The organism is Streptomyces sp. NBC_00005, from assembly GCF_045160215.1.
Lineage (GTDB): Bacteria > Actinomycetota > Actinomycetes > Streptomycetales > Streptomycetaceae > Streptomyces.
The window spans coordinates 7,531,166-7,552,549 of record NZ_CP108316.1; the positions used below are offsets into that span (position 1 = coordinate 7,531,166).

General features: G+C 71.8%; 20 protein-coding genes. 9 read left to right on the forward strand and 11 right to left on the reverse strand.

Annotation, left to right across the window (positions count from 1 at the left end; translation table 11 throughout):
- Positions 1-35: 35 nt before the first annotated feature.
- The 5 genes from OG303_RS34550 to OG303_RS34570 form a co-directional block, all read right to left on the reverse strand.
- Positions 36-1,046 (reverse strand): LLM class F420-dependent oxidoreductase, encoded by a 1,011-nt coding sequence (locus OG303_RS34550; protein ID WP_405873384.1) that lies wholly within the window; start codon positions 1,044-1,046, stop codon positions 36-38.
- A 120-nt stretch (positions 1,047-1,166) separates the two neighbouring features.
- The gene (locus OG303_RS34555; RefSeq protein WP_405873385.1) at positions 1,167-1,991 is read right to left on the reverse strand and encodes a DUF5336 domain-containing protein; all 825 of its coding nucleotides are present in this window, start codon (positions 1,989-1,991) and stop codon (positions 1,167-1,169) included.
- Positions 1,992-2,076: 85 nt separating this feature from the next.
- A complete protein-coding gene (locus OG303_RS34560) occupies positions 2,077-3,051 on the reverse strand; it encodes an N-acetylmuramoyl-L-alanine amidase (RefSeq protein WP_405873387.1) in 975 nt (324 codons plus the stop codon).
- A gap of 22 nt (positions 3,052-3,073) precedes the next feature.
- The gene (locus OG303_RS34565) at positions 3,074-3,724 is read right to left on the reverse strand and encodes a class I SAM-dependent methyltransferase (protein ID WP_405873388.1); all 651 of its coding nucleotides are present in this window, start codon (positions 3,722-3,724) and stop codon (positions 3,074-3,076) included.
- Between the two features lie 111 nt (positions 3,725-3,835).
- Positions 3,836-5,569 (reverse strand): MFS transporter, encoded by a 1,734-nt coding sequence (locus OG303_RS34570; protein ID WP_405873390.1) that lies wholly within the window; start codon positions 5,567-5,569, stop codon positions 3,836-3,838.
- Between the two features lie 273 nt (positions 5,570-5,842).
- Here OG303_RS34570 and OG303_RS34575 point away from each other — a divergent pair, with 273 nt between their 5' ends.
- From OG303_RS34575 to OG303_RS34585, 3 genes are all read left to right on the forward strand, one after another.
- Positions 5,843-7,273, forward strand: a complete 1,431-nt coding sequence (locus OG303_RS34575) for an MFS transporter (RefSeq protein ID WP_405873392.1) — start codon at positions 5,843-5,845, stop codon at positions 7,271-7,273.
- A gap of 152 nt (positions 7,274-7,425) precedes the next feature.
- Complete coding sequence (locus OG303_RS34580; protein WP_405873393.1) at positions 7,426-7,968, forward strand: SigE family RNA polymerase sigma factor; 543 nt, start codon at positions 7,426-7,428, stop codon at positions 7,966-7,968.
- On the forward strand, positions 7,968-8,786 hold the full coding sequence (locus OG303_RS34585) for a hypothetical protein (protein WP_405873395.1): 819 nt from the start codon (positions 7,968-7,970) through the stop codon (positions 8,784-8,786). The genes OG303_RS34580 and OG303_RS34585 overlap by 1 nt, the downstream gene beginning before the upstream one ends.
- A gap of 37 nt (positions 8,787-8,823) precedes the next feature.
- Here the strand turns inward: OG303_RS34585 and OG303_RS34590 are convergent, their stop codons facing one another.
- The 4 genes from OG303_RS34590 to OG303_RS34605 form a co-directional block, all read right to left on the reverse strand.
- Complete coding sequence (locus OG303_RS34590) at positions 8,824-9,456, reverse strand: response regulator (RefSeq protein ID WP_405877636.1); 633 nt, start codon at positions 9,454-9,456, stop codon at positions 8,824-8,826.
- Positions 9,457-9,568: 112 nt separating this feature from the next.
- Positions 9,569-10,846 carry a sensor histidine kinase gene (locus OG303_RS34595; protein ID WP_405873396.1) on the reverse strand — a complete coding sequence of 426 codons (1,278 nt, stop codon included), beginning with the start codon at positions 10,844-10,846 and terminating at the stop codon, positions 9,569-9,571.
- Between the two features lie 17 nt (positions 10,847-10,863).
- Positions 10,864-11,580, reverse strand: a complete 717-nt coding sequence (locus OG303_RS34600) for an ABC transporter permease (protein WP_405873397.1) — start codon at positions 11,578-11,580, stop codon at positions 10,864-10,866.
- Between the two features lie 120 nt (positions 11,581-11,700).
- Entirely contained in the window at positions 11,701-12,612 is a 912-nt protein-coding gene (locus tag OG303_RS34605) for an ABC transporter ATP-binding protein (protein WP_405873399.1), read from the reverse strand.
- A 365-nt stretch (positions 12,613-12,977) separates the two neighbouring features.
- Between OG303_RS34605 and OG303_RS34610 the strand changes: the two genes are divergently transcribed.
- From OG303_RS34610 to OG303_RS34620, 3 genes are all read left to right on the forward strand, one after another.
- Positions 12,978-13,838, forward strand: coding sequence for a MaoC/PaaZ C-terminal domain-containing protein (locus OG303_RS34610; protein ID WP_405873401.1), 861 nt, complete (start codon positions 12,978-12,980; stop codon positions 13,836-13,838).
- 70 nt (positions 13,839-13,908) lie between these two features.
- Complete coding sequence (locus tag OG303_RS34615; protein ID WP_405873402.1) at positions 13,909-14,985, forward strand: Zn-dependent alcohol dehydrogenase; 1,077 nt, start codon at positions 13,909-13,911, stop codon at positions 14,983-14,985.
- A gap of 11 nt (positions 14,986-14,996) precedes the next feature.
- Positions 14,997-15,950 carry a 3-oxoacyl-ACP reductase gene (locus OG303_RS34620; protein WP_405873403.1) on the forward strand — a complete coding sequence of 318 codons (954 nt, stop codon included), beginning with the start codon at positions 14,997-14,999 and terminating at the stop codon, positions 15,948-15,950.
- 392 nt (positions 15,951-16,342) lie between these two features.
- On the opposite strand, the gene OG303_RS34625 is transcribed toward OG303_RS34620, so the two are convergent.
- Entirely contained in the window at positions 16,343-17,509 is a 1,167-nt protein-coding gene (locus tag OG303_RS34625) for a hypothetical protein (RefSeq protein ID WP_405873404.1), read from the reverse strand.
- Between the two features lie 222 nt (positions 17,510-17,731).
- On the opposite strand from OG303_RS34625, the gene OG303_RS34630 reads away from it, so the two are divergent.
- The 3 genes from OG303_RS34630 to OG303_RS34640 are packed head-to-tail and all read left to right on the forward strand — an operon-like array spanning position 17,732 to position 20,680.
- On the forward strand, positions 17,732-18,589 hold the full coding sequence (locus tag OG303_RS34630) for a Nif3-like dinuclear metal center hexameric protein (RefSeq protein ID WP_405873406.1): 858 nt from the start codon (positions 17,732-17,734) through the stop codon (positions 18,587-18,589).
- Positions 18,586-19,329 (forward strand): zinc ribbon domain-containing protein, encoded by a 744-nt coding sequence (locus OG303_RS34635; RefSeq protein WP_405877638.1) that lies wholly within the window; start codon positions 18,586-18,588, stop codon positions 19,327-19,329. The genes OG303_RS34630 and OG303_RS34635 overlap by 4 nt, the downstream gene beginning before the upstream one ends.
- A gap of 52 nt (positions 19,330-19,381) precedes the next feature.
- Positions 19,382-20,680: a bifunctional RNase H/acid phosphatase gene (locus OG303_RS34640; RefSeq protein ID WP_405873407.1), complete on the forward strand. Its 1,299-nt coding sequence runs from the start codon at positions 19,382-19,384 to the stop codon at positions 20,678-20,680.
- Between the two features lie 21 nt (positions 20,681-20,701).
- On the opposite strand, the gene eda is transcribed toward OG303_RS34640, so the two are convergent.
- The gene (eda, locus tag OG303_RS34645; protein WP_405873408.1) at positions 20,702-21,358 is read right to left on the reverse strand and encodes a bifunctional 4-hydroxy-2-oxoglutarate aldolase/2-dehydro-3-deoxy-phosphogluconate aldolase; all 657 of its coding nucleotides are present in this window, start codon (positions 21,356-21,358) and stop codon (positions 20,702-20,704) included.
- Positions 21,359-21,384: the final 26 nt, after the last annotated feature.

The following is a 21,384-nucleotide window of genomic DNA, read 5'->3' on the forward strand; positions in this document are numbered from 1 at the left end:
TGGATGAAACCCGAACGAGTTCCCTCGGGTTTCCGTCAGGAGTTGAGCTCGGCCAGCGCCCGCAGCGACCGTGGGTCCGGGGAGAGGGCGAGCAGATCCGTCACCGGCCCCTTCCGCCACAACTCCAGCCGCTCCGCGATCCGTTCGCGTGGCCCGACCAGGGAGATCTCGTCGGCGAAGGCGTCCGGCACGGCCATGATCGCCTCCTGGCGGCGGCCGTCCATGAACAGCTGCTGGATCCGCCGCGCCTCCTCCTCGTACCCCATGCGCGCCATCAGGTCGGCGTGGAAGTTGCGGGTCGCGTGGCCCATGCCGCCGATGTAGAAGCCGAGCATCGCCTTGACGGGGAGGAGTCCGTCGGAGACCTTCTCGCACACCCGCACCTGCGTCATGGGCGCGACCAGGAACCCCTCCGGGAGATCGCTCATCGCCTCCCCGTACACCTCGGGACGGCTCGGCGACCAGTACAACGGCAGCCACCCGTCCGCGATTCGGATCGTCTGCGCGACGTTCTTCGGCCCTTCCGCGCCGAGCAGGATCGGCAGGTCGGGGCGCAGGGGATGAATGATCGGCTTGAGCGGCTTGCCGAGTCCGGTGGAGTCCGGGCCACGGTAGGGGTGGGGGTGGAAACGCCCGTCGAGTTCCACGGGCGCCTCACGGGTGAACACCTGCCGTACGACATCCACGTACTCGCGGGTCGCGGTGAGCGGCGACTTGGGGAACGGCCGCCCGTACCAGCCCTCGACGACCTGCGGCCCCGAGAGCCCGAGGCCGAGCATCATGCGGCCGCCGGAGAGATGGTCCAGGGTGAGCGCGTGCATCGCCGTCGTCGTCGGCGACCGGGCCGCCATCTGCGCGACGGCCGTCCCCAGCTTGATCCTCGACGTCTGCGCCGCGATCCAGGCGAGCGGCGTGAACACGTCCGAACCCCACGACTCCGCCGTCCACACCGAGTGGTAGCCCAGCCGCTCCGCCTCCAGCACGTGCGACATCTGGTCCGTGTTGGGGCCGCGCCCCCAGTAACCGAGTGCGAGACCGAGCCGCATGGCGCCCCCTCCACTGAAGTCCTGACGGTACGTCAACTCGCCGGCTGGCGGCGACTGTACGGCAACGGCCCCCCACCCGGAAGGGCGAGGGGCCGCGCACGGTTCTACGACTCAGGGGGCTCAGCCGCGCTGGATCCCCGACGTGTCCTGCAGTACGCCACGACGGCCGTCCTGCGTCTGGGCGACCAGACCCGGACCGCGCTGCTCGACGGCCAGGTACCAGGTGCCGGGCGCGAGTTCGGCGATCGGCGTGGGCGAACCGTCCTCCGCGAACAGCGGCCGCTGCACCGGAACGGCGAACCAGAACGGCGAGAAGTCCCCACCGGCCGGCGCCGCCTGCTGAGGCTGCTGTGCCTGCTGCGGCTGGGCACCGTAGGGCTGCCCCGGCTGCGGCTGCCCACCGTACGGCTGCGGCTGCGCACCCGGGTAGCCGTAGCCACCGGGGGGCTGGGCGCCGTAGGGCTGGGGGGCGACGGCGGGCTTGGGGGCGGGGATCAGGGCGGCCTGGAGGGCGGGGACCAGGGGGGTGGCGATGGCGGCGGCGGCCATGACCAGGGTGGCGACGAGGGCGAGGATCAGGCCGGTGCCGGCGCTCGGTCCGTCGTTGGTGCTGCCGAGGTTGTCCCCACCGCCCGCCGGGTCGATGACGTTGCCGAGGGCGCTCCACGCGGCGAAGACCGCGAAGGCGACACCGAAGGCGCCGATTTCCAGACCCGCAACCTTGCGGGGCTGCGGCAGGGCGCGGGCCACGACGACGAGCGCGGCCGCGATGATGCCCGCGAGGACGACACTGAGCAGGACCGGTCCGCTCTCCCAGAGGTTCGGGAGGTCGATGCTGTCGGGCACGCCGTCGTACGAGTAGTTGTCGAGGAACGACGCGATGAACAGCAATACCGCTGCCCCGATCACCACGCCGTCGCCTCGAGTGAGGGAGCGGATATTCACTTCAACGTTCCTTCGTAGGTCGTCTCGTCGTCGGTAGACCCTATCGTCCGCCCGACCAGGGTGTCCGCCGGGATCTGCCCGTCGATCACGAAGTGCGCAGGAAACTCACGATTCCCTCAGAGATTCCTTGCGCGGCCTTCTGTCGCCACGCACCGCTGGTGAGCAGTGCTGCGTCCTTGCTATCGCGCATGTTGCCGCACTCGATGAACACCTTGGGAACCGTTGACAGATTGAGACCGCCCAGGTCCTTACGCGTGACGAGACCGGTGCCGTCGCCGATGTAGTTGGACGGAGCTTCGCCGGTCGCGCGGACGAAGTTGCCCGCGATGCGCTCGCCGAGTTCGGCGGAGGGGGCGACGATGCGGCGGGTGTCCGCGGCGCGTGCGTGGACCGAGCCCGGCAGGATGACGTGGAAGCCGCGGTTGCCGACCGCGGAGCCGTCCGCGTGGATGGAGATCGCGGCGTCGGCGTGGGCCTTGTTGCCGATCTCCGCACGCTCGTCCACGCACGGGCCCCAGGCCGGTGAGCCGTTGTCGTGGGTCAACTTGACGGTGGCGCCCTGCTTTTCGAGGAGCGTCTTCAGCCGGTGGGACACGTCCAGCGTGAACTGGGCTTCCGTGTAACCCGCGTTGGTGGACGTGCCCGTTGTGTCGCACTCCTTCCAGTTCGTTCCGATGTCCACCTTGCGGTTGATCTCGGACGTGTGCCGGAAGTTGCCCGGGTTGTGCCCCGGGTCGATGACGACGACCTTGCCCTTGAGGGGGCCGGAGGCTGCGGGCGCCGAAGAGGTGGGGGAGGCCAGGGAGGACGTCGGGCTCGGCTGCTTGCCGTCGTCGGCGGGAGAGGAGGCGGAGGAGGCGGGAGCACTGGACGTCGCCGACGCGGACGTCTGTACGGTCGCCTTGTCCGCGCCGCCTCCGTCGCCTGTCCCACCCACCATCTCGTAGACGAGCCACCCGAGCAGGGCGCCCGGCACGAGCGCGGCGACCGCGACGGTGAGGGGACGGCGGCGGGGGCGGCGGGGCTGGGGGGGATCGAAGTCCGGGCCTACGTACGACACGTCAGCGACTCTAACCGGGCCCTCAGATCCCTGTGCCCGTTCGCCGCAGTACGCGCAGCGAGTCGGTCACCGAGATCTCCGTGAAGGCTCCGGACTCCAGGGCCCGGAGGTAGACGCGGTACGGGGCCTGTCCGGTGAACTCGTCCTTCGGGTCCGGGAAGACGTCGTGGATCAGGAGCAGACCGCCCACGGCGACGTGGGGCGCCCAGCCCTCGTAGTCCGCGCTCGCGTGTTCGTCGGTGTGGCCGCCGTCGATGAAGACCAGGCCGAGGGGCGTGCGCCAGAACTTCGCGATCTGCGGTGAGCGGCCGACCAGCGCCACCACGTGCTCCTCGAGGCCGGCGCGGTGCAGCGTGCGCCGGAAGGTGGGCAGCGTGTCCATCAGGCCGATCTCGGGGTCGACCGTCTCCGGGTCGTGGAAGTCCCAGCCCGGCTGCTGCTCCTCGCTACCGCGGTGGTGGTCGAGGGTCAGCGCGGTGACGCCGGACTCGCGGGCCGCGTCGGCGAGCAGGATCGCGGAGCGGCCGCAGTACGTGCCGACCTCCAGCAGGGGCAGCCCGAGCGCGCCCGCCTCGACGGCGGCCGCGTACAGCGCGAGCCCCTCGTCGACGGGCATGAAGCCCTTCGCGGCCTCGAACGCGGCCAGGATCTCCGGCTTGGGTGCCGCGGGCATGGGGGTCCTTTCGGTCGTATGGGCGTATCCGGCCGCCCATGCTGCCGCACCCCCTGCCGACGGGCGACGGGGGGTGCGGGTGGCGTGGCTCTCAGTTGATCGTTGTGGCTCTCAGGCCGTGACGGTCTCGCCGGGCAGGGAGAGGTCCAGGTCCACCGGACGCTCCTCGCCGCCGTGCGTCGCCGAGGAGGCCAGCGGACCGTGGCCCGCGGCTCGCGCGGCGAGGACGTACGCGCCCTGGGACGGTACGGCGAGGACGTAGCCGCCGTCCTCGTCGGAGAGCGTCGCGCCCGCCTGCCGGCCGCGCCGGTCGATCAGCGTGACCTTGGCGCGGGCGACCGGGGTGCCCGCGGCGTCCAGGACACGGCCGCGGAAGCCGCGCAGGGCCTCCTCGGCGCGTGCGATGCCCGCTTCCTCCTCGCTGCTCGCGCGCAGCTGCGGCGCACGGTTCGCCTTCGGCAGGAACAGCGCCATCAGCAGGCCGATGGCGACCGCGCCGGTGGCGATCAGGAAGGAGACCCGGAAGCCGTGCATGGTCGGGATCTCGACGCCGCCGACGTTGTTCGCGGTGTTCGCCAGCACCATGCCGATGACGGCGCTCGACACCGACGTACCGATGGAACGCATCAGCGTGTTGAGGCCGTTGGCCGCGCCCGTCTCCGAGGCCGGGACCGCGCCGACGATCAGCGCGGGCAGCGAGGAGTAGGCGAGGCCGATGCCGGCACCGAGGACGACCGCGATGACGAGGCTCTGCCAGGCGGCGCTCATCAGGCCGAGCCCTGCGCCGTAGCCGATCGCGATGATCAGCATGCCGAGGATCAGGGTGACCTTCGGGCCGTACTTCGCGGACAGGCGGGCGTAGACCGGCGCCGTGAGCATCATCGTCAGGCCCAGCGGGGCCACGAGCAGGCCCGCTACGACCATCGACTGGCCGAGGCCGTAGCCGGTGGCCTTCGGCAGCTGGAGCAGCTGGGGAAGGACGAGGGAGACGACGTAGAAGGAGACACCGACCATGATCGACGCGAGGTTGGTGAAGAGGACGGCCGGACGGGCCGTGGTGCGCAGGTCCACCAGCGGGGCCTTGAGGCGCAGTTCCATCACGCCCCACAGGACGAGGACGACGGCCGACGCGGCGAACAGACCGAGCGTGGTGCCGGACGTCCAGCCCCAGTCGCTGCCCTTGGTGATCGGGAGGAGGAAGAGGACGAGACCGACGGACAGGCCTATCGCGCCCAGGACGTCGAAGGAGCCCTCGGCGCGCATCGGGGATTCCGGTACGACGAGGAGGGTGAGGACGATCGCGAGGGCGCCGAGGCCCGCGGCGACGTAGAAGAGCGCGTGCCAGTCCGCGTGCTGGGCGATCACGGCCGCGAGCGGCAGGGCGAGCCCGCCGCCGACGCCGATCGAGGAGCTCATCAGGGCCATGGCCGAGCCGAGCTTCTCGCGCGGCAGCATGTCGCGCATCAGGCCGATGCCGAGCGGGATGGCGCCCATCGCGAAGCCCTGGAGCGCACGGCCGGCGATCATCGTGAGCAGTTCGCTGGTGAGGGCGCTGATCAGGGCGCCGACCACCATCACGGCGAGGCTGAAGATCAGCATGCGCCGCTTTCCGTAGAGGTCACCGAGGCGGCCCATGATCGGCGTGGCCACGGCGCCCGAGAGCAGCGTCGAGGTCAGGACCCAGGTGGCGTTGCTGGGCGCGGTGCCCAGCAGCTGCGGCAGGTCCTTGATGACCGGGACGAGCAGGGTCTGCATCACCGCGACAACGATGCCCGCGAAGGCGAGCACCGGGACCACGGCCCCGCCGGCTCCCCGCGCGGGCTGGTCGGTCGTCGTGTGCGTCATTGAGTGAGGCCTCCCGTGAGATAAGTGCTCGGTAAACCTCGTATGCACAGGCAACTATTCCGTTGCTTCGGGTCTCTAATCAATTCTTGACCTGGTCATGGGAATCTGAGTCACCGTCAGGGCCTGCCCGGGCCCGTGAACCCCAGTAGCGGGGCAGTAGCGGGCCAGTGGCGGGACGGGGAGCCGGGCAGGCCCTAGGTCCCCCGGCCGAGGACGGCTGCGGCGAAATCCCGAGCGAAATCCCGATGCAAGGGGCGTAACCGGGTTGAGAGCATGACAGGCATGCTGGAAGCCACCGACGTCACCCGGAAGACGACCCGCCGCACCGTGCCGCCCACGTGGCTGGTCGTGGCGCTTGCCTGTGCCGGACAGTTCCTGGTCGTGCTCGACGTGTCGGTCGTCAACGTGGCGTTGCCGTCGATGCGGGCCGACCTGGGGCTGAGCCCGCAGGGACTGCAGTGGGTGGTGAACGCGTACGCGATCGCCTTCGCCGGTTTCATGCTGCTCGGCGGACGGGCCGGCGACCTGTACGGGCGCAAGCGGATGTTCCTGGTGGGGCTCGCCCTGTTCACGCTGGCCTCGCTCGGCGGCGGGCTGGCGCAGGAGGGCGGTCAGCTGCTGGTGGCGCGGGCCGTGCAGGGGCTGGGGGCGGCGGTGCTCGCGCCGTCGACGCTCACCATCCTGACCTCGGCCGTCCCGGAGGGCGCGGCGCGGGCGCGGGCCATAGCGACGTGGACGGCGGTGGGCGCGGGCGGCGGGGCCGCGGGCGGGCTGGTCGGCGGGGCCCTGGTGGACGGGCTGTCGTGGCGGTGGGTGCTGCTGATCAACGTGCCGGTCGGGGCGGTCGTGCTGGCCGGCGCGGCGCGGTGGCTGGCGGAGAGCCGGAACGGCGACGGGCGGCGGCTCGATCTGCCGGGTGCGGTGCTGGTGACGGCCGGGCTTGCGACCCTCGCGTACGGGATCTCGCAGACGGAGGCGGAGGGGTGGACGGCGGCTGCCACGCTCGTGCCGCTGGCCGTCGGGCTCGCGATGGTCGCGCTCTTCCTGGTCGTCGAGTCGCGCACGGCGGCTCCGCTCATGCCGCTCGGGCTGTTCCGGGTGCGGGCCGTGTCGTCGGCGAACGCGGCCATGTTCCTGTGCGGCTCCGCGATGTTCTGCATGTGGTTCTTCATGACGCTGTACGCGCAGAACGTGCTCGGCTACTCGCCGCTGGACGCCGGGCTCGCGCTGGTGCCGAGCTCGCTGGCGGTGCTCCTCGGGTCCAAGGCGGCGCCCCGCTTCATGCCGGTGCTCGGCGCGCGCAACGTGGCCGCGCTCGGGACGGTCGTGGCGGCGGTGGGCTTCGGCTGGCAGTCGATGATGACGCCGGAGGGCGACTATCTGACGGAGATCATGTTCCCGGGGATCCTGATGATGCTGGGTGCGGGCCTCACGGCAACCCCGCTCGCCGCGCTCGCCACGTCGGGGGCGGCTCCCGGGGAGGCCGGGCTGGTGTCGGGACTGGTCAACACCTCGCGCACGATGGGCGGTTCGCTGGGGCTCGCGGTGATGTCGACGATCGCGGCTTCGCGGTCGGCGGGGAGCGACACTCCGGGCGCTCTTACGGAGGGGTACGCGCTGGTGTTCCGGACGGGCACCGGGGTGCTGCTCGTGGGGGCGCTGCTGATGCTGGTGTGGCTGCCGCGGAGAACCTCCGAGAAGTGAGGCGGATGCCGCGGAGAACCTCCGCGAGGTGAGGCGGATGCCGCGGAGAGCCCCCGAGAGGTGAGGCGGAAGTGGGGCGGCGGAAAATCCCTGCGGAGTGAGGCAACGGTCTGGGCTGCCCATGGACTCCTTTAGACATCTAGGAGGTGCCCATGGGGGATCGCAAGGAGGCTCGGGACACGGAGTTCCAGAGCTTTGTCATCGGCCGCTGGCCGCGGCTGATGCGCACGGCATTTCTCCTCACGGGGGAACAGCACGCCGCGGAGGACCTGGTCCAGTCGACGCTCGAGCAGGTCTACGTGGCCTGGCGCCGGGTCGGCTCGGCGGACGACCCGGAGGCGTATGTACGGCGCGTGATGATCAACGCGCATGCGCGCAAACACCGCAGGAGGCTGCGGGAGTTCCTGGCGCCGAAGGACGACTCGGGGCTGGTGCGCGAGATCGCCGACACCGGTGACCGCATCGCCCAGGCCGACGACCGGGGTGTCTTGCTGAAGGCGCTCGCCGAACTGCCCACGCGGCAGCGGGAGGCGGTGGTCCTTCGGTACTGGGAGGACCTCACCGAGACACAGACGGCGGAGGCGATGGGCTGTTCCGTCGGCGCGGTGAAGAGCAACGCGGCCAAGGGGATCGCGAAACTCCGCGCCATACCGGGACTGGCGGACATGGTGACCAGCGGGGGAGGGCGTAAGTGATGAGCGCGGACCGGGAAGCGAGCCACGACATGACGGACAGGGACATCGCCCTCTTGCTGGCCGACGCCGCGGACGGGGTCGAGATCGGTATAGCCCCCACCCAGGCGGTGATCCGCGGAGGCCGGCGCCGCAGGGCCCGGCGCTGGGCGCTGGCGACGGCGGCGGCTGTGGCGATCGTCGGGACGACGGGCACGGTGGCTCTCGCGGGGCTGCAGGGTGGCGGGGACGGGCATCGGGGGGCGTCGGTGGCCACCCGGCCGCCGGCGACGGCGGCGGAACGGCATGTGTACGACCCGCAGGTCACCACCGTCGCCCAAGGGACCTACAAGGGCAAGGAGTGGCAGGTCACCGTCGAGGTCTGGGGCGCGCCGCGCAACCAGGCCGAGGCGGAACGGCAGTCCGCGGCCTTCGCCGGGCGAGATCGCGATCCCGTCGTCGACAAGCCCGCCGAACTGGTCGGCAAGACCTCGTTCTTCGCCGTGCGCACCTACGGCGACGAAAAGAGCCAGCCGGTCATGTTCAACACGGTCAAGCGGATCGAGCGCCTCAAGGGCACCGACATGGAGAACATCGCGACCCGCTTCTCGCCGACGACAGGCCTTGGCCATCTGGTGATCGGTGAGGTCGCCAAGACCGCAAAGGAACTCACCTGCCACTGGAAGGACGGCACGTCGACCGTGGTCCGCCTGGTCCCCGCGAACTCCACCGTCGACAGGACGGATGTGATCCGCCCGGTCGCCGGCTTCGCGGGGGGCAACTGGTTCGTGTGCGTGGCCCCGTCGGGGACCTCCTACCTGAGCGCGGAGGTGACCGGGTAGGCCCGGGGGCGGGGCGGGCGGCGACCGTGCGGGACGGTCACAGCCACCCCTGCTGACGGGCTTCCCGCATCGCCTCCATGCGGTTGCGGGTGCCCGTCTTGCCGATGGCGGACGAGAGATAGTTGCGGACCGTCGACTCGGACAGATGCAGCTTGGCGGCGATGTCGGCGACCGTCGCGCCGTCCACGGACGCCTTGAGGACGTCGCACTCCCGGGCGGTCAGCGGGCTGGGTCCGGCACTGAGCGCGGCGGCGGCGAGCGCGGGGTCGATCACCGTCTCGCCGGTCAGCACCCGGCGGATCGCGACGGCCAACTCCTCGACGGGACCGTCCTTCACGAGGAAGCCGGCGGCTCCGGCCTCCATGGCGCGGCGCAGATAGCCGGGCCGCCCGAAGGTGGTGAGGATCAGCACCCGGCAGTCCGGGGCCTGCTCGCGCAGTTCGGCCGCCGCGTCCAGGCCGCTCATGCCCGGCAGTTCGATGTCCAGCAGGGCCACGTCCGGCCGGTGGGTCAGCGCGGCGTCCACGATCTCGTCGCCCGCCCCGACCTGGGCGACAACCTCCAGGTCCGCCTCCAGACCGAGCAGCAGGGCGAGTGCGCCCCGCATCATTCCCTGGTCCTCGGCGAGCAGGACCCTCACGCACTTCGACGGCCGGTGATCCCGGGGCATCTCGTTCACGGGTCAAGGGTAGGGCGCGGGCGTGGCCTGGGCTGATGAAAAGAATCGTGCGCGAACGCCTTCGACAGCGCCACGTCCTGGACGGACGACGTGAGCCGGGTCGTCAGCTCGCCCCGGGCGCCGTGGCCAACGGCGCGTCCGACAGGTCGCTCGGCTCCACGGGGAGTTCGGCGGCGACCGTGAAACCGCCCCGCGCCGACGGGCCGGCCTGCAGGGAGCCGCCGGCCGCCGCCAGGCGTTCGGTCAGCCCCTTGAGGCCGGTGCCGCCGATGCCCGGCAAGGGCGGCGAAAACGGCGAACGCGGCTCGCCGTCCCCGTTGTCGGTGATCGTGAGGCGGGCGTGCTCGGTCGTGCTGTTGACGGTGATCTCGCAGCGCGTGGCGCCCGAGTGCCGCACGACGTTCGTGACCGCCTCCCGCACCACCCAGCCCAAAAGCGCCTCCGTCTGCGGGGCGAGGGGCGCGCCCGAGCGGACCACCACCGGGTCGACCGCCGCCGCGGAGAGGGCCGAGCTGGCCCGGTCCAGCTCGGTGGCGAGGCTGCCCTCGCGATAGCCGGTCACGGCCTCGCGGATCTCCGTGAGCGCCTGGCGGCCGACGGACTCGATGTCGGCGATCTGGGTGAGCGCGGCGTCCAGGTTCCGCGGGGCCAGCCGCCGGGCCGCCTCCGACTTCACCACGATCACCGACATGGTGTGCCCGAGCAGGTCGTGCAGGTCGCGGGAGAAGCGCAGCCGTTCCTTCTCCACGGCCTGCTGGGCCAGCTTCTCGCGGGCCGCCTGCAGTTCGCGTACCGCCTCGGACAGGGACAGGATCGCCGCCGTCACCATCGTCGAGATCCAGGTGGCGTACGCGGTGTCGAGTCCGCCCCAGCCGTCGCGGTAGACGGCGACCGCACCGGCCAGCACGGTCAGGGCCGCACCGGCCCAGCGCAGTTGGGGCATCCGCAGGGCCGCGCCCGCCGCGAGGCCCAGCAGGGGGAAGAACAGCAGCCAGTTGCCGCCGTACCCGAGGGCCAGACCGCAGGTCACCAGGCCCATCAGCGCGAGCGCCACCCGCGTTGAGGTCGCCTCTCGTGTCTGCTTCCTGAACGCGCGGAACGCCACGTAGATGAAGAGGGAGTTGAAGATGAGCAGCCCCATGGCGCCGATCCACGGGTTGGGGGTCTTGCCCTGGAGCAGGTTGGAGAAGGAGCCCATCCCCATCAGCAGCCAGGGCAGCAGGGCGAATCCGGTGGGCGGCGGGCCGGGGCGCTCGGGGAGCGTTCCGTTCTTGCGGGCGGCCTTCTGCTGCTCCTTGAAGCGCTCCATGTCTGCTTTCCACTGGACTCGTGCCGCACGCCACTCGTCCAGCTGACAGGTGATTCCTCGTGTCCGGGACATGTCCCTCGTTCCCCTGTTCAGACGGTCCGGCCGGACCGTCGGTACGACACCACAGCGTACGAACCGAAAGCCAGCAGCCAGAGGGTCATGACCAGGACCGCGCCGAGCGCCGGGGCGTTGCCGTCCGCGACCGACGTGCCGAGCTGGGCGAAGCGGTACGTGGGCGTGTATGCCGACAGGACGCGCAGCCAGTGAGGGAACAGGGTGATCGGGAACCACAGGCCGCCGAGCACCGCGAGGCCCAGGTTGCAGGCCATGTTCGCGACGCCGGTGGTCTGCCCGGTCAGCCGGTAGCCGTTGCCCAGGCCCAGCAGGGTGAAGGGCACCGAGCCCAGCCACAGCAGCGCGGCGATCGTCACCCACTGCCATGCGTCCAGCCGTACGCCGTTGACCAGGCCGCCCGCCGCCAGCACGGCGAGGATGGCCGGCAGCACCGTCACCGAGCCGGTCAGCGCCCGGCCGACGACGACCTCGCGCGGGGTCATCGGGGTCACCCTCAGCTGCCGCAGCCAGCCGATGGCCCGGTCCTCGGCGACCCCGCCGCCGGTGTTCAGGGCGGAGCCGACGGCGCCGTACCCGGCCATGCCGACCATCGCTCCGGTCTTCCAACTGCCGTCGTCCGCACCGAGGTTGGTGAACAGCAGGTACATCAGCACCGGCATCGCGACCCCACCGACGACGAAACCGACGTCACGCAGGGTCCGGCGCACCTCGAGCCGCAGGTAGTCAAGCATTGCGCTGCCTCCGTGACAGGGGGCCATCCAGCCCGTCCGGCGTGGGAGGACGAGGCCCTTCGGGCCGACCGGGGTCCGGGGCGGAGCTTCGGCAGGGTCCAGTGCGCGGGCGATTGCGCATCACGCCGCCTCCTTCACACGGGTGGTGAGGGCGAGGAACGCGTCGTCCAGCGACGCCGGGGCGACCTCGAGGCCGCGTATCGCGCCCAGGTCCGCGAGCGCGATCACCGTGGCGTCCGGGTCGTCGCTGCGCAGCCGCGCCCGGTCCCCGCGCAGCTCCACCGACCGTACGCCGGGAAGCAGCTCCAGGCCCTCGGTGCCGCGACCGGCCAGGTCGAAGGCGACCAGGCTGCCGCCCACCGACCGCTTGAGCTGCGCACTGGTGCCGTCCGCGACGATCCGGCCGTGGTCGATGACGAGGATGCGGTCGGCGTAGGCGTCCGCCTCCTCCAGGTGGTGGGTGGAGAACAGGATGGTGTGGCCGAGCCGGGCGTACGTCCGCATCGAGGCCCAGAAGGCGTGCCGCGCCTCCACGTCCAGGGCGGCGGTCGGCTCGTCCAGGACGATCACCGATGGGTTGCCCGCGAGCGCGACGGCGAACCGCACGCGCTGCGTCTGACCGCCGGAGAGCCGGTCCACGCGCCGCCCCGCCAGCTCGGCGATCCCGGCCAGCTGCAGGGCCCGCGCGACCGGCATTGGCGCCGGGTAGCGGCGGGCCACGAAGGACACCAGTTCCTGCACGGTGACCCTCGGCACCGCCCGCCCCTCCTGCAGCATGGCGCCGACCCGCCCGGCCCGCACCGACTGCTCCGGCGCGGCGCCGAAGAGCCGCACCGTGCCCTCGTCGGGCTCGTTCAGGCCGAGCAGCAGCGAGATCGTGGTCGACTTGCCGGCGCCGTTGCGGCCGAGGAGGGCCACGGTCTCGCCGGGCGCGATGTCCAGGTCCACACCGTCCACGGCGCGCACCGAGCCGAAGGTCTTGACCGCCCCCGTGAAGGACACTGCGGGCGGTGTCCCAGTCGTCTTCGTCATGGCCACGACGCTACGGAGAGGGGGCGCCCGCCCGGCAGATGCGCTTGTACGGACTCGGCCGGGACAAATGTCACGGTGCGGCGCCCCGACCCCCGCGACCTGATACTCGCGGCCCCCCACCCGCGCCCCGACACCACCCGCGCCCCGGCACCCAAGACCTGACACCCCGTCAGGAGCCTTCACAAGTGGCGGGCGCTGGGTTATACAGAGGGCGCCGGACTGGAACGCGTTCTAGATCGCCTTCTGGATCGCTTTGGAACGCCTTTGGAACGCCTTCCGGATCGGCACTCGTGACGACCTCGGTCGCGGCCGACGGTGCGGACGGCCGCGCCGAGGTCTTGAGCCACTGAGCCATCAGGAGCCGTATGCCCATCGACGCAGCGAAGGCCCTCGCCGCCGAACCCCGTTCCGGCGAGATCACCTGGGACCGCAAGGACGTCCAGCTCTACCACCTCGGCGTCGGAGCCGGAATCCCCGCCACCGACCCCGACGAGCTGCGCTACACCCTGGAGTCCCGGCTGCACGTCCTGCCGAGCTTCGCCACCGTCGCGGGCTCCGGCTCGCCCGAGGTGATCAGCGGCCTGTCCATGCCCGGCGTCGACGTCGACCTGGCCCGCGTCCTGCACGGCGGCCAGTCGCTGACCCTGCACCGCCCGATCCCCGTCGAGGGCAGGGCCACCGCCACCGGCCGTATCGCCGCCGTGTACGACAAGGGCAAGGCGGCCGTCCTCGTCATGCGCACCGAGGTCGCCGACGCCGACGGACCGCTGTGGACCAACGACGCCCAGATCTTCGTACGCGGCGAGGGCGGCTGGGGCGGCGACCGCGGCCCCTCCGCCAGGCTCGAACCGCCCACCGGTGCACCCGACCGCACCGTCGAGCGCGCGATCCGCGAGGACCAGGCCCTGCTCTACCGCCTCTCCGGCGACTGGAACCCGCTGCACGCCGACCCCGACTTCGCCAAGGTCGCCGGGTTCGAACGGCCCATCCTGCACGGGCTGTGCACCTACGGCATGACGCTCAAGGCGGTCGTGGACACGCTGCTCGGCGGCGACGTGACCCGGGTGCGGTCGTACACCACCCGGTTCGCCGGGGTCGTGTATCCCGGCGAGACCCTGCGCATCCGCATGTGGCAGCCGGACGGCAGCACCGTGCGGGTGGCCGTGAGCGCCGCCGAGCGAGGCGACGTGCCCGTCCTCGCCGACACGATCGTCGAACACTCCTGAGACGGACCGCCGTCAGCCCATCGACAGCCCAACAGCCACGGACAGTCCACCGCATGAGGGGAGCCGCACCATGCGCGCAGCCGTACTGCACGAGATCGGTCAGGACAAGCTGGAGGTCTTCGACGACGTCGAGGCGGTGGGCTTCGGGCCCGGCAGGGTGAGGATCCGGGTGCGGGCCACCGGGCTGTGCCACTCGGACCTGTCCGCGATGAGCGGGGTGCTGCCGCAGCCGGCGCCGTTCGTGCCCGGGCACGAGGGCGCGGGCGAGATCGTCGAAGTCGGCGAAGGCGTCAGCCACTTGAAGGAGGGCGACCGGGTCGTCGTGTGCTGGCTGCCGGCTTGCGGCGCCTGTCCGGCCTGCAAGCGCGGGCAGACCGAACTGTGCCTGGCCGGGTTCATGAACGCCGGCACCCCCAACTTCCGGCGCCCGGGCGGGGACGTCTTCGGCTTCGCGGGCACCGGCACCTTCACCGAGGAGGTCGTCGTCGACGCGGGCTGCGCGGTGCCGATACCCGACGACGTGCCCTTCGACATCGCCGCGCTGATCGGCTGCGGGGTCACCACGGGCCTGGGCGCCGCGCTCAACACCGCGGACCTGGAGGCCGGTTCGTCGGTAGCCGTCATCGGCTGCGGCGGCGTCGGCATCTCCGCGATCCAGGGCGCGCGGCTCAGGGGCGCGGCCGAGATCGTCGCCGTCGACCCGGTCGCCTCACGCCGCGAGTCCGCCCTCAAGTTCGGTGCCACGAAGGCGATCTCGCCGGAGGAACTGCCCGACGCCAAGCAACAGGTCACCGCCGGCGAGGGCTTCGACTACGTCTTCGAGGTCGTCGGCAAGGCGGCCACCGCCCGCACGGCGTACGAGAACACGCGGCGCGGTGGCACGCTCGTCGTCGTCGGCGCGGGCGCCATGGACGACTTCCTGCAGCTCAACATGTTCGAGCTGTTCTTCGACGAGAAGCGGATCCTGCCGTCGCTGTACGGCGGCGGCGACGTCCTGCGCTCCTACGAGCGGACCATCGCCCTGTGGCGGGCGGGCCGTATCGACCTGGAGGGCCTGATCACGCACCGGGTGCCGTTGAGCGAGATCAACGAGGCGCTGGACCAGATGCGGACCGGTACGGCCCTTCGTACCTGCATCGAGATCTGAGGGAGGTGTCCGTGTCGCTGCCGTCGCTGCCACTCGAGGGACTGTCCGCCGTCGTCACCGGTGCCGGTCGCGGCCTGGGCCGGGCCGAGGCGCTCGAACTCGCCCGGCTCGGCGCGGCCGTCGTCGTCAACGACTTCGGGCAACCGGGCCGGGACGGCTCGGGGGAGGCCTCCGCGGCCCCCGCCGAGGAGGTCGCCGCCGAGATCCGCAAGGCCGGCGGCCGCGCGGTCGCCCACACCGGGGACGTCGCCGACTTCCAACAGGCCCGGGAACTCGTCGAGTTGGCGATCACGGAGTTCGGCAAGCTGGACATCCTGGTCAACAACGCGGGCATCCTGCGCGACCGTATGGTCTTCTCCATGACCGAGGGCGAGTGGGACTCGGTGATCCGGGTCCACCTCAAGGGCCACTTCAACACGACCCACTTCGCGGCCGCGCACTGGCGCGAGCGGTCCAAGGCCACCGGCGGGCAGGTCTACGGACGGATCGTGAACACGTCGTCGGAGGCCTTCCTCGCGGGCTCGGCCGGACAGCCCAACTACGCGGCGGCGAAAGGCGGAATCGTCGGCCTGACCACCTCCACGGCCCTCGCCCTGGCCAAGTACGGCGTGACGGCCAACGCGATCTGCCCGCGCGCCCGCACCCGGATGACCGAGGACGTCTTCGCCGGCTTCGAGCAGTCGCCGCAGGGCCTCGACCCCCTCGCCCCCGAGCATGTCGCCCCGCTCGTCGGCTACTTGGCCTCACCCGCCGCCGCCCGCGTCAACGGCCAACTGCTCGTCGTGCACGGCGGCATGGTCGCGGTCGTCGAACGGCCGCGGGTGCGGGCCCGGTTCGACAGCAGGCAGGACACCTTCACGTACGACGAACTCGACGCCCTGCTCAGCCCGCACTACGCGGAGCGGCCGCCGGGTGAGACGTTCGCAGCGGCGGAGGTGCTGGGGCTCAAACGGGCCCAGACATAGGCCGACTTGGACTTACGCGGGCTCAGGCACGGGAGGGCACGGACACGCGAGGGCGCAGACATACGCGCAGACAAACCCGCAGACATACGGAAGGGGCCCGCACGTCGTCGGTGACGTGCGGGCCCCTTTCCTGTGTACCGTCAGGCAGCCACTTCGGTGTTCTCGGCCGGCTTGCGGTGCCGGCCGCGAGGGGCCGAGTCACCGTCTTGGACCGAGACCGGACCCCGGTGCCGGCCTTGGCCGGCGTCTTCCTGGGACTCGGCGGACAGCGGCTGCATGGTGCGTGCGTCGCTCATCGGAAGGATTCACCCCGTCAACATGATCTTTCTAACAGCCGGGCGAGTTTAACCGGCCACCCTCCGTGCGAATCCAGCCGGGCACGCCCATCGCCACTACTTCGTTACAAGACGTCCCAAGGGCGCTTGCTGCAAGGGCACGGGACGCGGCGCGACAGGCTCCGGAGGGTCCGGTTCCGAGACCGGACCCTCCGGGCCCGCGCCCCCTGATTCCCCCGGATCCCCCGATTCCCCCGTCTCCCCCGGGGGCGCCACCATCCGCGCCACGCCGCACGGCACCTCGGCCGTGGCGTACGGCAGTTGGAGCACCCCGTCCCTGGTCCAGAGCCCCGCGCCCGCCAACCACCCCTCGGGCGCCGGGAGATGGAGCACCTGCCGCCGGTCGGGGCGCCACAGCCCCACCCAGCTGCCGACGGACCCTTCGAAGCGCAGCGCCACCCCGCAGCTCTCCGGCATCAGCACCTGATCCGGCTGGATGGCGAAGGGGGTGACGGCACAGTCGGGCAGCCGCAGGCACTCCGGGAAACGCACCGGCAGCGTGCTGCCCAGCACCCCCCAGCCCAGCCGCTCCTCGCCCGGCGACGGCGCGTCCGAGCGGATCAGCAGCAGACCGCTGTCCGGATCGGCGAGCAGCAGCCGGTCGTCGCTGCCGTCGGCGATCTGCAGCAGGGGCGAGACCTCGCCGGCCCGCTCCAGGTCGACCACGACCGCCTTGGTCCGGCCGCCGACCTCACGGTCGAGGACCAGCATCCGCCCCGTGCGGTCCAGCCACACCCCGCCCGAGCAGCGTCCCGGGATCTCCGCCACGTGCTCGGGCCCGAAGGCGCCGCCCGCCACCAGCCACACCGTGCTGGACCGCCGGCCCACCGCGAGGGCGTACGCCTTCTCGCCGCCCGGCGCGGGCGGCAGCAGCCGCAACCGGGTGTCCTCGTCCGGGCACTCGACCGCGCCGATCAGCAGCTCGCCGGTGTCGGGCCCGGTCGGGTAGAGCAGCGAGAACACGTGCCGCCCGGCCGCCCGCCGGCAGATGAGGACCCGCCCGTCGCCCATCGGCTGCACCTCGGTGCCGGGTTCCTCGGGCTGGTTTCCGGGCAGTGGCACGGCGTACGGCTCGGGGCCGTCCAGCGTCCAGCGCTCCGGGAACCAGGAGTCGCCGTCCAGCGCGAGCCGGGCGGCGTAGGCACCGTCCGCGGTGATGGTGCAGCCCGATCGCGGGGCACCGTCCTCGGCGGCAGCCTCGGGCTCGATCGCACACGCCGTCATGGTCTGGTCACCTCCGGCGACGAAGCTAGTTTTCGCACGCACACACGTGGGACCACGAAGCTCCTGCTTCACACATAAGGGTGGCCCAGGAACGATTCGCCTGTGGAAACGGGGACGGGTGTGCTGGGCGTGGTCCGGGGTGCACCCGGCGGCGCCGGGATCGTCGTGCCCGGAATCGGGCATCGGTTCAGCGGCACAGATCAGCCAGGTAGCCTTTTGACCGTGCCCCGTCTGTCTGAAGTCATCACCGCGCTGGAGAAGCTGTGGCCCGCCGAGCGGGCCGAGTCCTGGGACGCGGTCGGCACCGTCGTGGGCGAACCCGACCAGGAGGTCACGCGGGTCCTGTTCGCGGTCGACCCCGTGCGGGAGATCGTCGACGAGGCGGTGAAGCTGGGCGCCGACCTGCTGGTCACCCACCACCCGCTCTACCTTCGCGGTACGACGACGGTCGCGGCCTCCACCTTCAAGGGCCGCGTCGTGCACACCCTCATCAAGAACGACATCGCGCTGCACGTGGCCCACACGAACGCCGACACGGCGGACCCCGGTGTCTCCGACGCCCTCGCCGGCGCCCTCGACCTGCGAGTCGTACGCCCCCTGGTGCCGGACCCGACCGACCCCTCCGGCCGCCGCGGCCTGGGCCGCATCTGCGAGCTGGACCACCCGCTGCCGCTGCGCGAGTTCGCCGCCCGCGCCGCCGAGCGGCTGCCCGCCACCGCACAGGGCATCCGCGTCGCCGGCGACCCCGAGGCGATCGTCCGCACGGTCGCCGTGAGCGGCGGCTCCGGCGACAGCCTCTTCGACGACGTACGCGCATCCGGTGTCGACGCCTTCCTCACCTCGGACCTGCGCCACCACCCGGCCTCCGAGGCCGTGTCCCACAGTCCCCTCGCGCTGCTCGACGCGGCGCACTGGGCCACCGAGTGGCCCTGGTGCGAGCTGGCCGCAACCCAGCTCGACGAGATCTCCGACCGCAACGGATGGGGCCTGCGCGTCCACGTCTCGAAGACGGTCACCGACCCCTGGACCGCCCACGCGGCGTCCAACCCGACCTCTAGCGCAATGGGAGCCCCCAACTGAACGCCGCGCCCGCCGACCAGATCCGACTCCTCGACGTCCAGGCCCTCGACGTCCGCCTGCAGCAACTCGCGCACCGGCGCAGGTCGCTGCCCGAGCACGCCGAGATCGAGTCGCTGACCAAGGACCTCACGCAGCTGCGCGACCTGCTGGTGGCCGCGCAGACCGAGGAGAGCGACACCGCCCGCGAGCAGACCAAGGCCGAGCAGGACGTGGACCAGGTGCGCCAGCGCGCCGTGCGCGACCAGCAGCGTCTGGACTCCGGTGCCGTCACCTCGCCCAAGGACCTGGAGAACCTCCAGCGCGAGATCGCCTCCCTCGCCAAGCGGCAGGGCGACCTCGAGGACGTCGTCCTGGAGGTCATGGAGCGCATCGAGTCCGTGCAGGAGCGGGTCGTCGAGCTCACCGGGCGGGTCTCCTCCGTCCAGTCGAAGATCGACGACGCGAGCGCGCGCCGGGACGCCGCGGTCGAGGAGATCGACGGCGAGGTGGCCACCGTGACGAAGGAGCGCGAGGTCATCGCGGGCACCATCCCCGCCGACCTCCTCAAGCTCTACGACAAGCTGCGCGCGCAGCAGGGCGGCATCGGCGCGGCCAAGCTGTACCAGCGCACCTGCCAGGGCTGCCGCCAGGAGCTGGCGATCACCGACATCAACGAGATCCGCTCGGCCGCCCCCGACACGGTGGTGCGCTGCGAGAACTGCCGCCGCATCCTGGTGCGTACGTCCGAGTCGGGTCTGTAAGGGTCCGCAGGGACCGGTAAGGGTCCGTAAGGACCGGTAAGGGGCTTTGCGCGTGCGGGAGTTCATCGTCGAGGCGGACGGCGGGTCGCGGGGCAACCCGGGCCCCGCGGGCTACGGATCCGTCGTGCTCGACGCGACGACGGGGGAGACCCTGGTGGAGGCGGCCGAGTACATCGGCGTCGCCACCAACAACGTCGCCGAGTACCGCGGCCTGCTCGCGGGCCTGCGCGCCGCCCACGAACTGGACCCCTCCGCCAAGGTCCACGTCCGCATGGACTCCAAGCTGGTCGTCGAGCAGATGTCGGGCCGCTGGAAGATCAAGCACCCCGACATGAAGCCCCTGGCGACGCAGGCGGCCCGCGTCCTGCCGGCGGACCAGGTGACGTACGAGTGGATCCCGCGCGAGCAGAACAAGCACGCGGACCGGCTCGCGAACGAGGCGATGGACGCCGGGAAGCGGGGCGAGCAGTGGTCGCCGTCCGCATCCACGGCGGAGCTGGACGCGCGCACCGCGCGGGCCGCGGCCCCCGAGCCGTCGGGCCCGCCGGGAGACGCGGCGGCGGGCGCGGCACGAGCACGGGCGGCTTTGGCGAACGGCCGGGCGGCGAAGGGCGATGCGGACGTGCGGGCCGCCAAGGCCGACGCTGACGTGCAGGCCGCGAAGGCCGACGCCGATGTGCGGGCCGCCACCGCTGTCGCAACCCCCGGCTGGGCTCCCGCAGACATGGGCGCACCCGCGACCTTCGTACTCCTGCGGCACGGTGAGACTCCGCTGACCCCGCAGAAGCGGTTCTCGGGCAGCGGTGGCACCAACCCCTCGCTGTCCGAGGTCGGCCGGGATCAGGCCGAGCGGGCCGGGGCCGCGCTGGCCCGGCGCGGCACGATCCAGGCGATCGTCGCGTCGCCCCTCGCCCGCACCCGCGAGACCGCAGGCATCGTCGCCGCGCACCTCGGCCTCGAGGTGAGTGTCGAGGACGGGCTGCGTGAGACGGACTTCGGCGCCTGGGAGGGGCTGACGTTCGCCGAGGTGCGCGAGCAGTATCCGGACGACCTGAACACCTGGCTGGGCAACCCGGAGGCCCAACCGACCGGCGGCGGCGAGAGTTTCGCCGCGACCGCGACCCGTATCGCAGCCACCCGGGACAAGCTGGTGGCGGCGTACGCGGGCCGCACGGTCCTCCTCGTCACCCACGTCACGCCGATCAAGACGTTCGTACAACTGGCCCTCGGAGCCCCGACCGAGTCCCTGTTCCGCATGGAACTCTCGGCCGCATCCCTCTCGGCGGTGGCCTACTACGCGGACGGCAACGCGAGCGTACGGCTGTTCAACGACACGTCTCACCTGCGCTGACCGGCACGCGGGCCGTCGACGTCATCCCCTGAGCGCCGCCGCCTCGCGCGCCAGCGCCTCGATCCGAACCCAGTCCCCGGCGGCGACGGCATCCCCGGGGATCATCCAAGTCCCGCCCACACAGCCGACGTTGGGCAGCCCGAGGTACTCGGGCGCGTTCGCGGCACCGATCCCGCCCGTCGGACAGAACCGCGCCTGCGGCAACGGCCCCGCAAGGGACTTCAGATACGCCGTCCCGCCCGCCGCCTGTGCCGGGAAGAACTTCATCTCCCGCACCCCGCGCTCCAGCAGTGCCACCACCTCCGAGGTGGTCGACACCCCCGGCAGGAACGGCACCCCGGACGCCCGCATCGCCTCCAGCAGTACGTCCGTCCAGCCCGGGCTGACCAGGAAGCGGGCCCCGGCGGCCACCGACTCCTTCACCTGCTCCGGCGTGATGACGGTCCCCGCCCCGACCACGGCGTCCGGCACCTCGGCCGCGATCGCCCGGATCGCCTCCAGCGCGACCGGCGTCCGAAGCGTCACCTCGATCGCCGGCAGCCCACCGGCGACCAACGCCCGCGCGAGCGGCACGGCGTCGGCGACGTCATCGAGGACGACGACGGGCACGACGGGGGCGAGATCGAGGAGGGAGGCGGGGAGAGGCGCGGGGAGAGGCGCGGGCAGCGGCGAGGTCATGGGGTCATCGTGCCTGCGGTGTGCAG

Excerpts from the sequence above, each read along its gene's own strand:
- OG303_RS34575 (WP_405873392.1), top strand. The coding sequence starts at position 5,843 with ATGACAGGCATGCTGGAAGCCACCGACGTCACCCGGAAGACGACCCGC.
- OG303_RS34605 (WP_405873399.1), bottom strand. The coding sequence starts at position 12,612 with ATGACGAAGACGACTGGGACACCGCCCGCAGTGTCCTTCACGGGGGCG.
- OG303_RS34565 (WP_405873388.1), bottom strand. The coding sequence starts at position 3,724 with ATGCCCGCGGCACCCAAGCCGGAGATCCTGGCCGCGTTCGAGGCCGCG.
- OG303_RS34580 (WP_405873393.1), top strand. The coding sequence starts at position 7,426 with ATGGGGGATCGCAAGGAGGCTCGGGACACGGAGTTCCAGAGCTTTGTC.
- OG303_RS34610 (WP_405873401.1), top strand. The coding sequence starts at position 12,978 with ATGCCCATCGACGCAGCGAAGGCCCTCGCCGCCGAACCCCGTTCCGGC.
- eda (WP_405873408.1), bottom strand. The coding sequence starts at position 21,358 with ATGACCTCGCCGCTGCCCGCGCCTCTCCCCGCGCCTCTCCCCGCCTCC.
- OG303_RS34615 (WP_405873402.1), top strand. The coding sequence starts at position 13,909 with ATGCGCGCAGCCGTACTGCACGAGATCGGTCAGGACAAGCTGGAGGTC.
- OG303_RS34595 (WP_405873396.1), bottom strand. The coding sequence starts at position 10,846 with ATGTCCCGGACACGAGGAATCACCTGTCAGCTGGACGAGTGGCGTGCG.
- OG303_RS34600 (WP_405873397.1), bottom strand. The coding sequence starts at position 11,580 with ATGCTTGACTACCTGCGGCTCGAGGTGCGCCGGACCCTGCGTGACGTC.
- OG303_RS34590 (WP_405877636.1), bottom strand. The coding sequence starts at position 9,456 with ATGCCCCGGGATCACCGGCCGTCGAAGTGCGTGAGGGTCCTGCTCGCC.
- OG303_RS34585 (WP_405873395.1), top strand. The coding sequence starts at position 7,968 with ATGAGCGCGGACCGGGAAGCGAGCCACGACATGACGGACAGGGACATC.
- OG303_RS34625 (WP_405873404.1), bottom strand. The coding sequence starts at position 17,509 with ATGACGGCGTGTGCGATCGAGCCCGAGGCTGCCGCCGAGGACGGTGCC.
- OG303_RS34570 (WP_405873390.1), bottom strand. The coding sequence starts at position 5,569 with ATGACGCACACGACGACCGACCAGCCCGCGCGGGGAGCCGGCGGGGCC.
- OG303_RS34550 (WP_405873384.1), bottom strand. The coding sequence starts at position 1,046 with ATGCGGCTCGGTCTCGCACTCGGTTACTGGGGGCGCGGCCCCAACACG.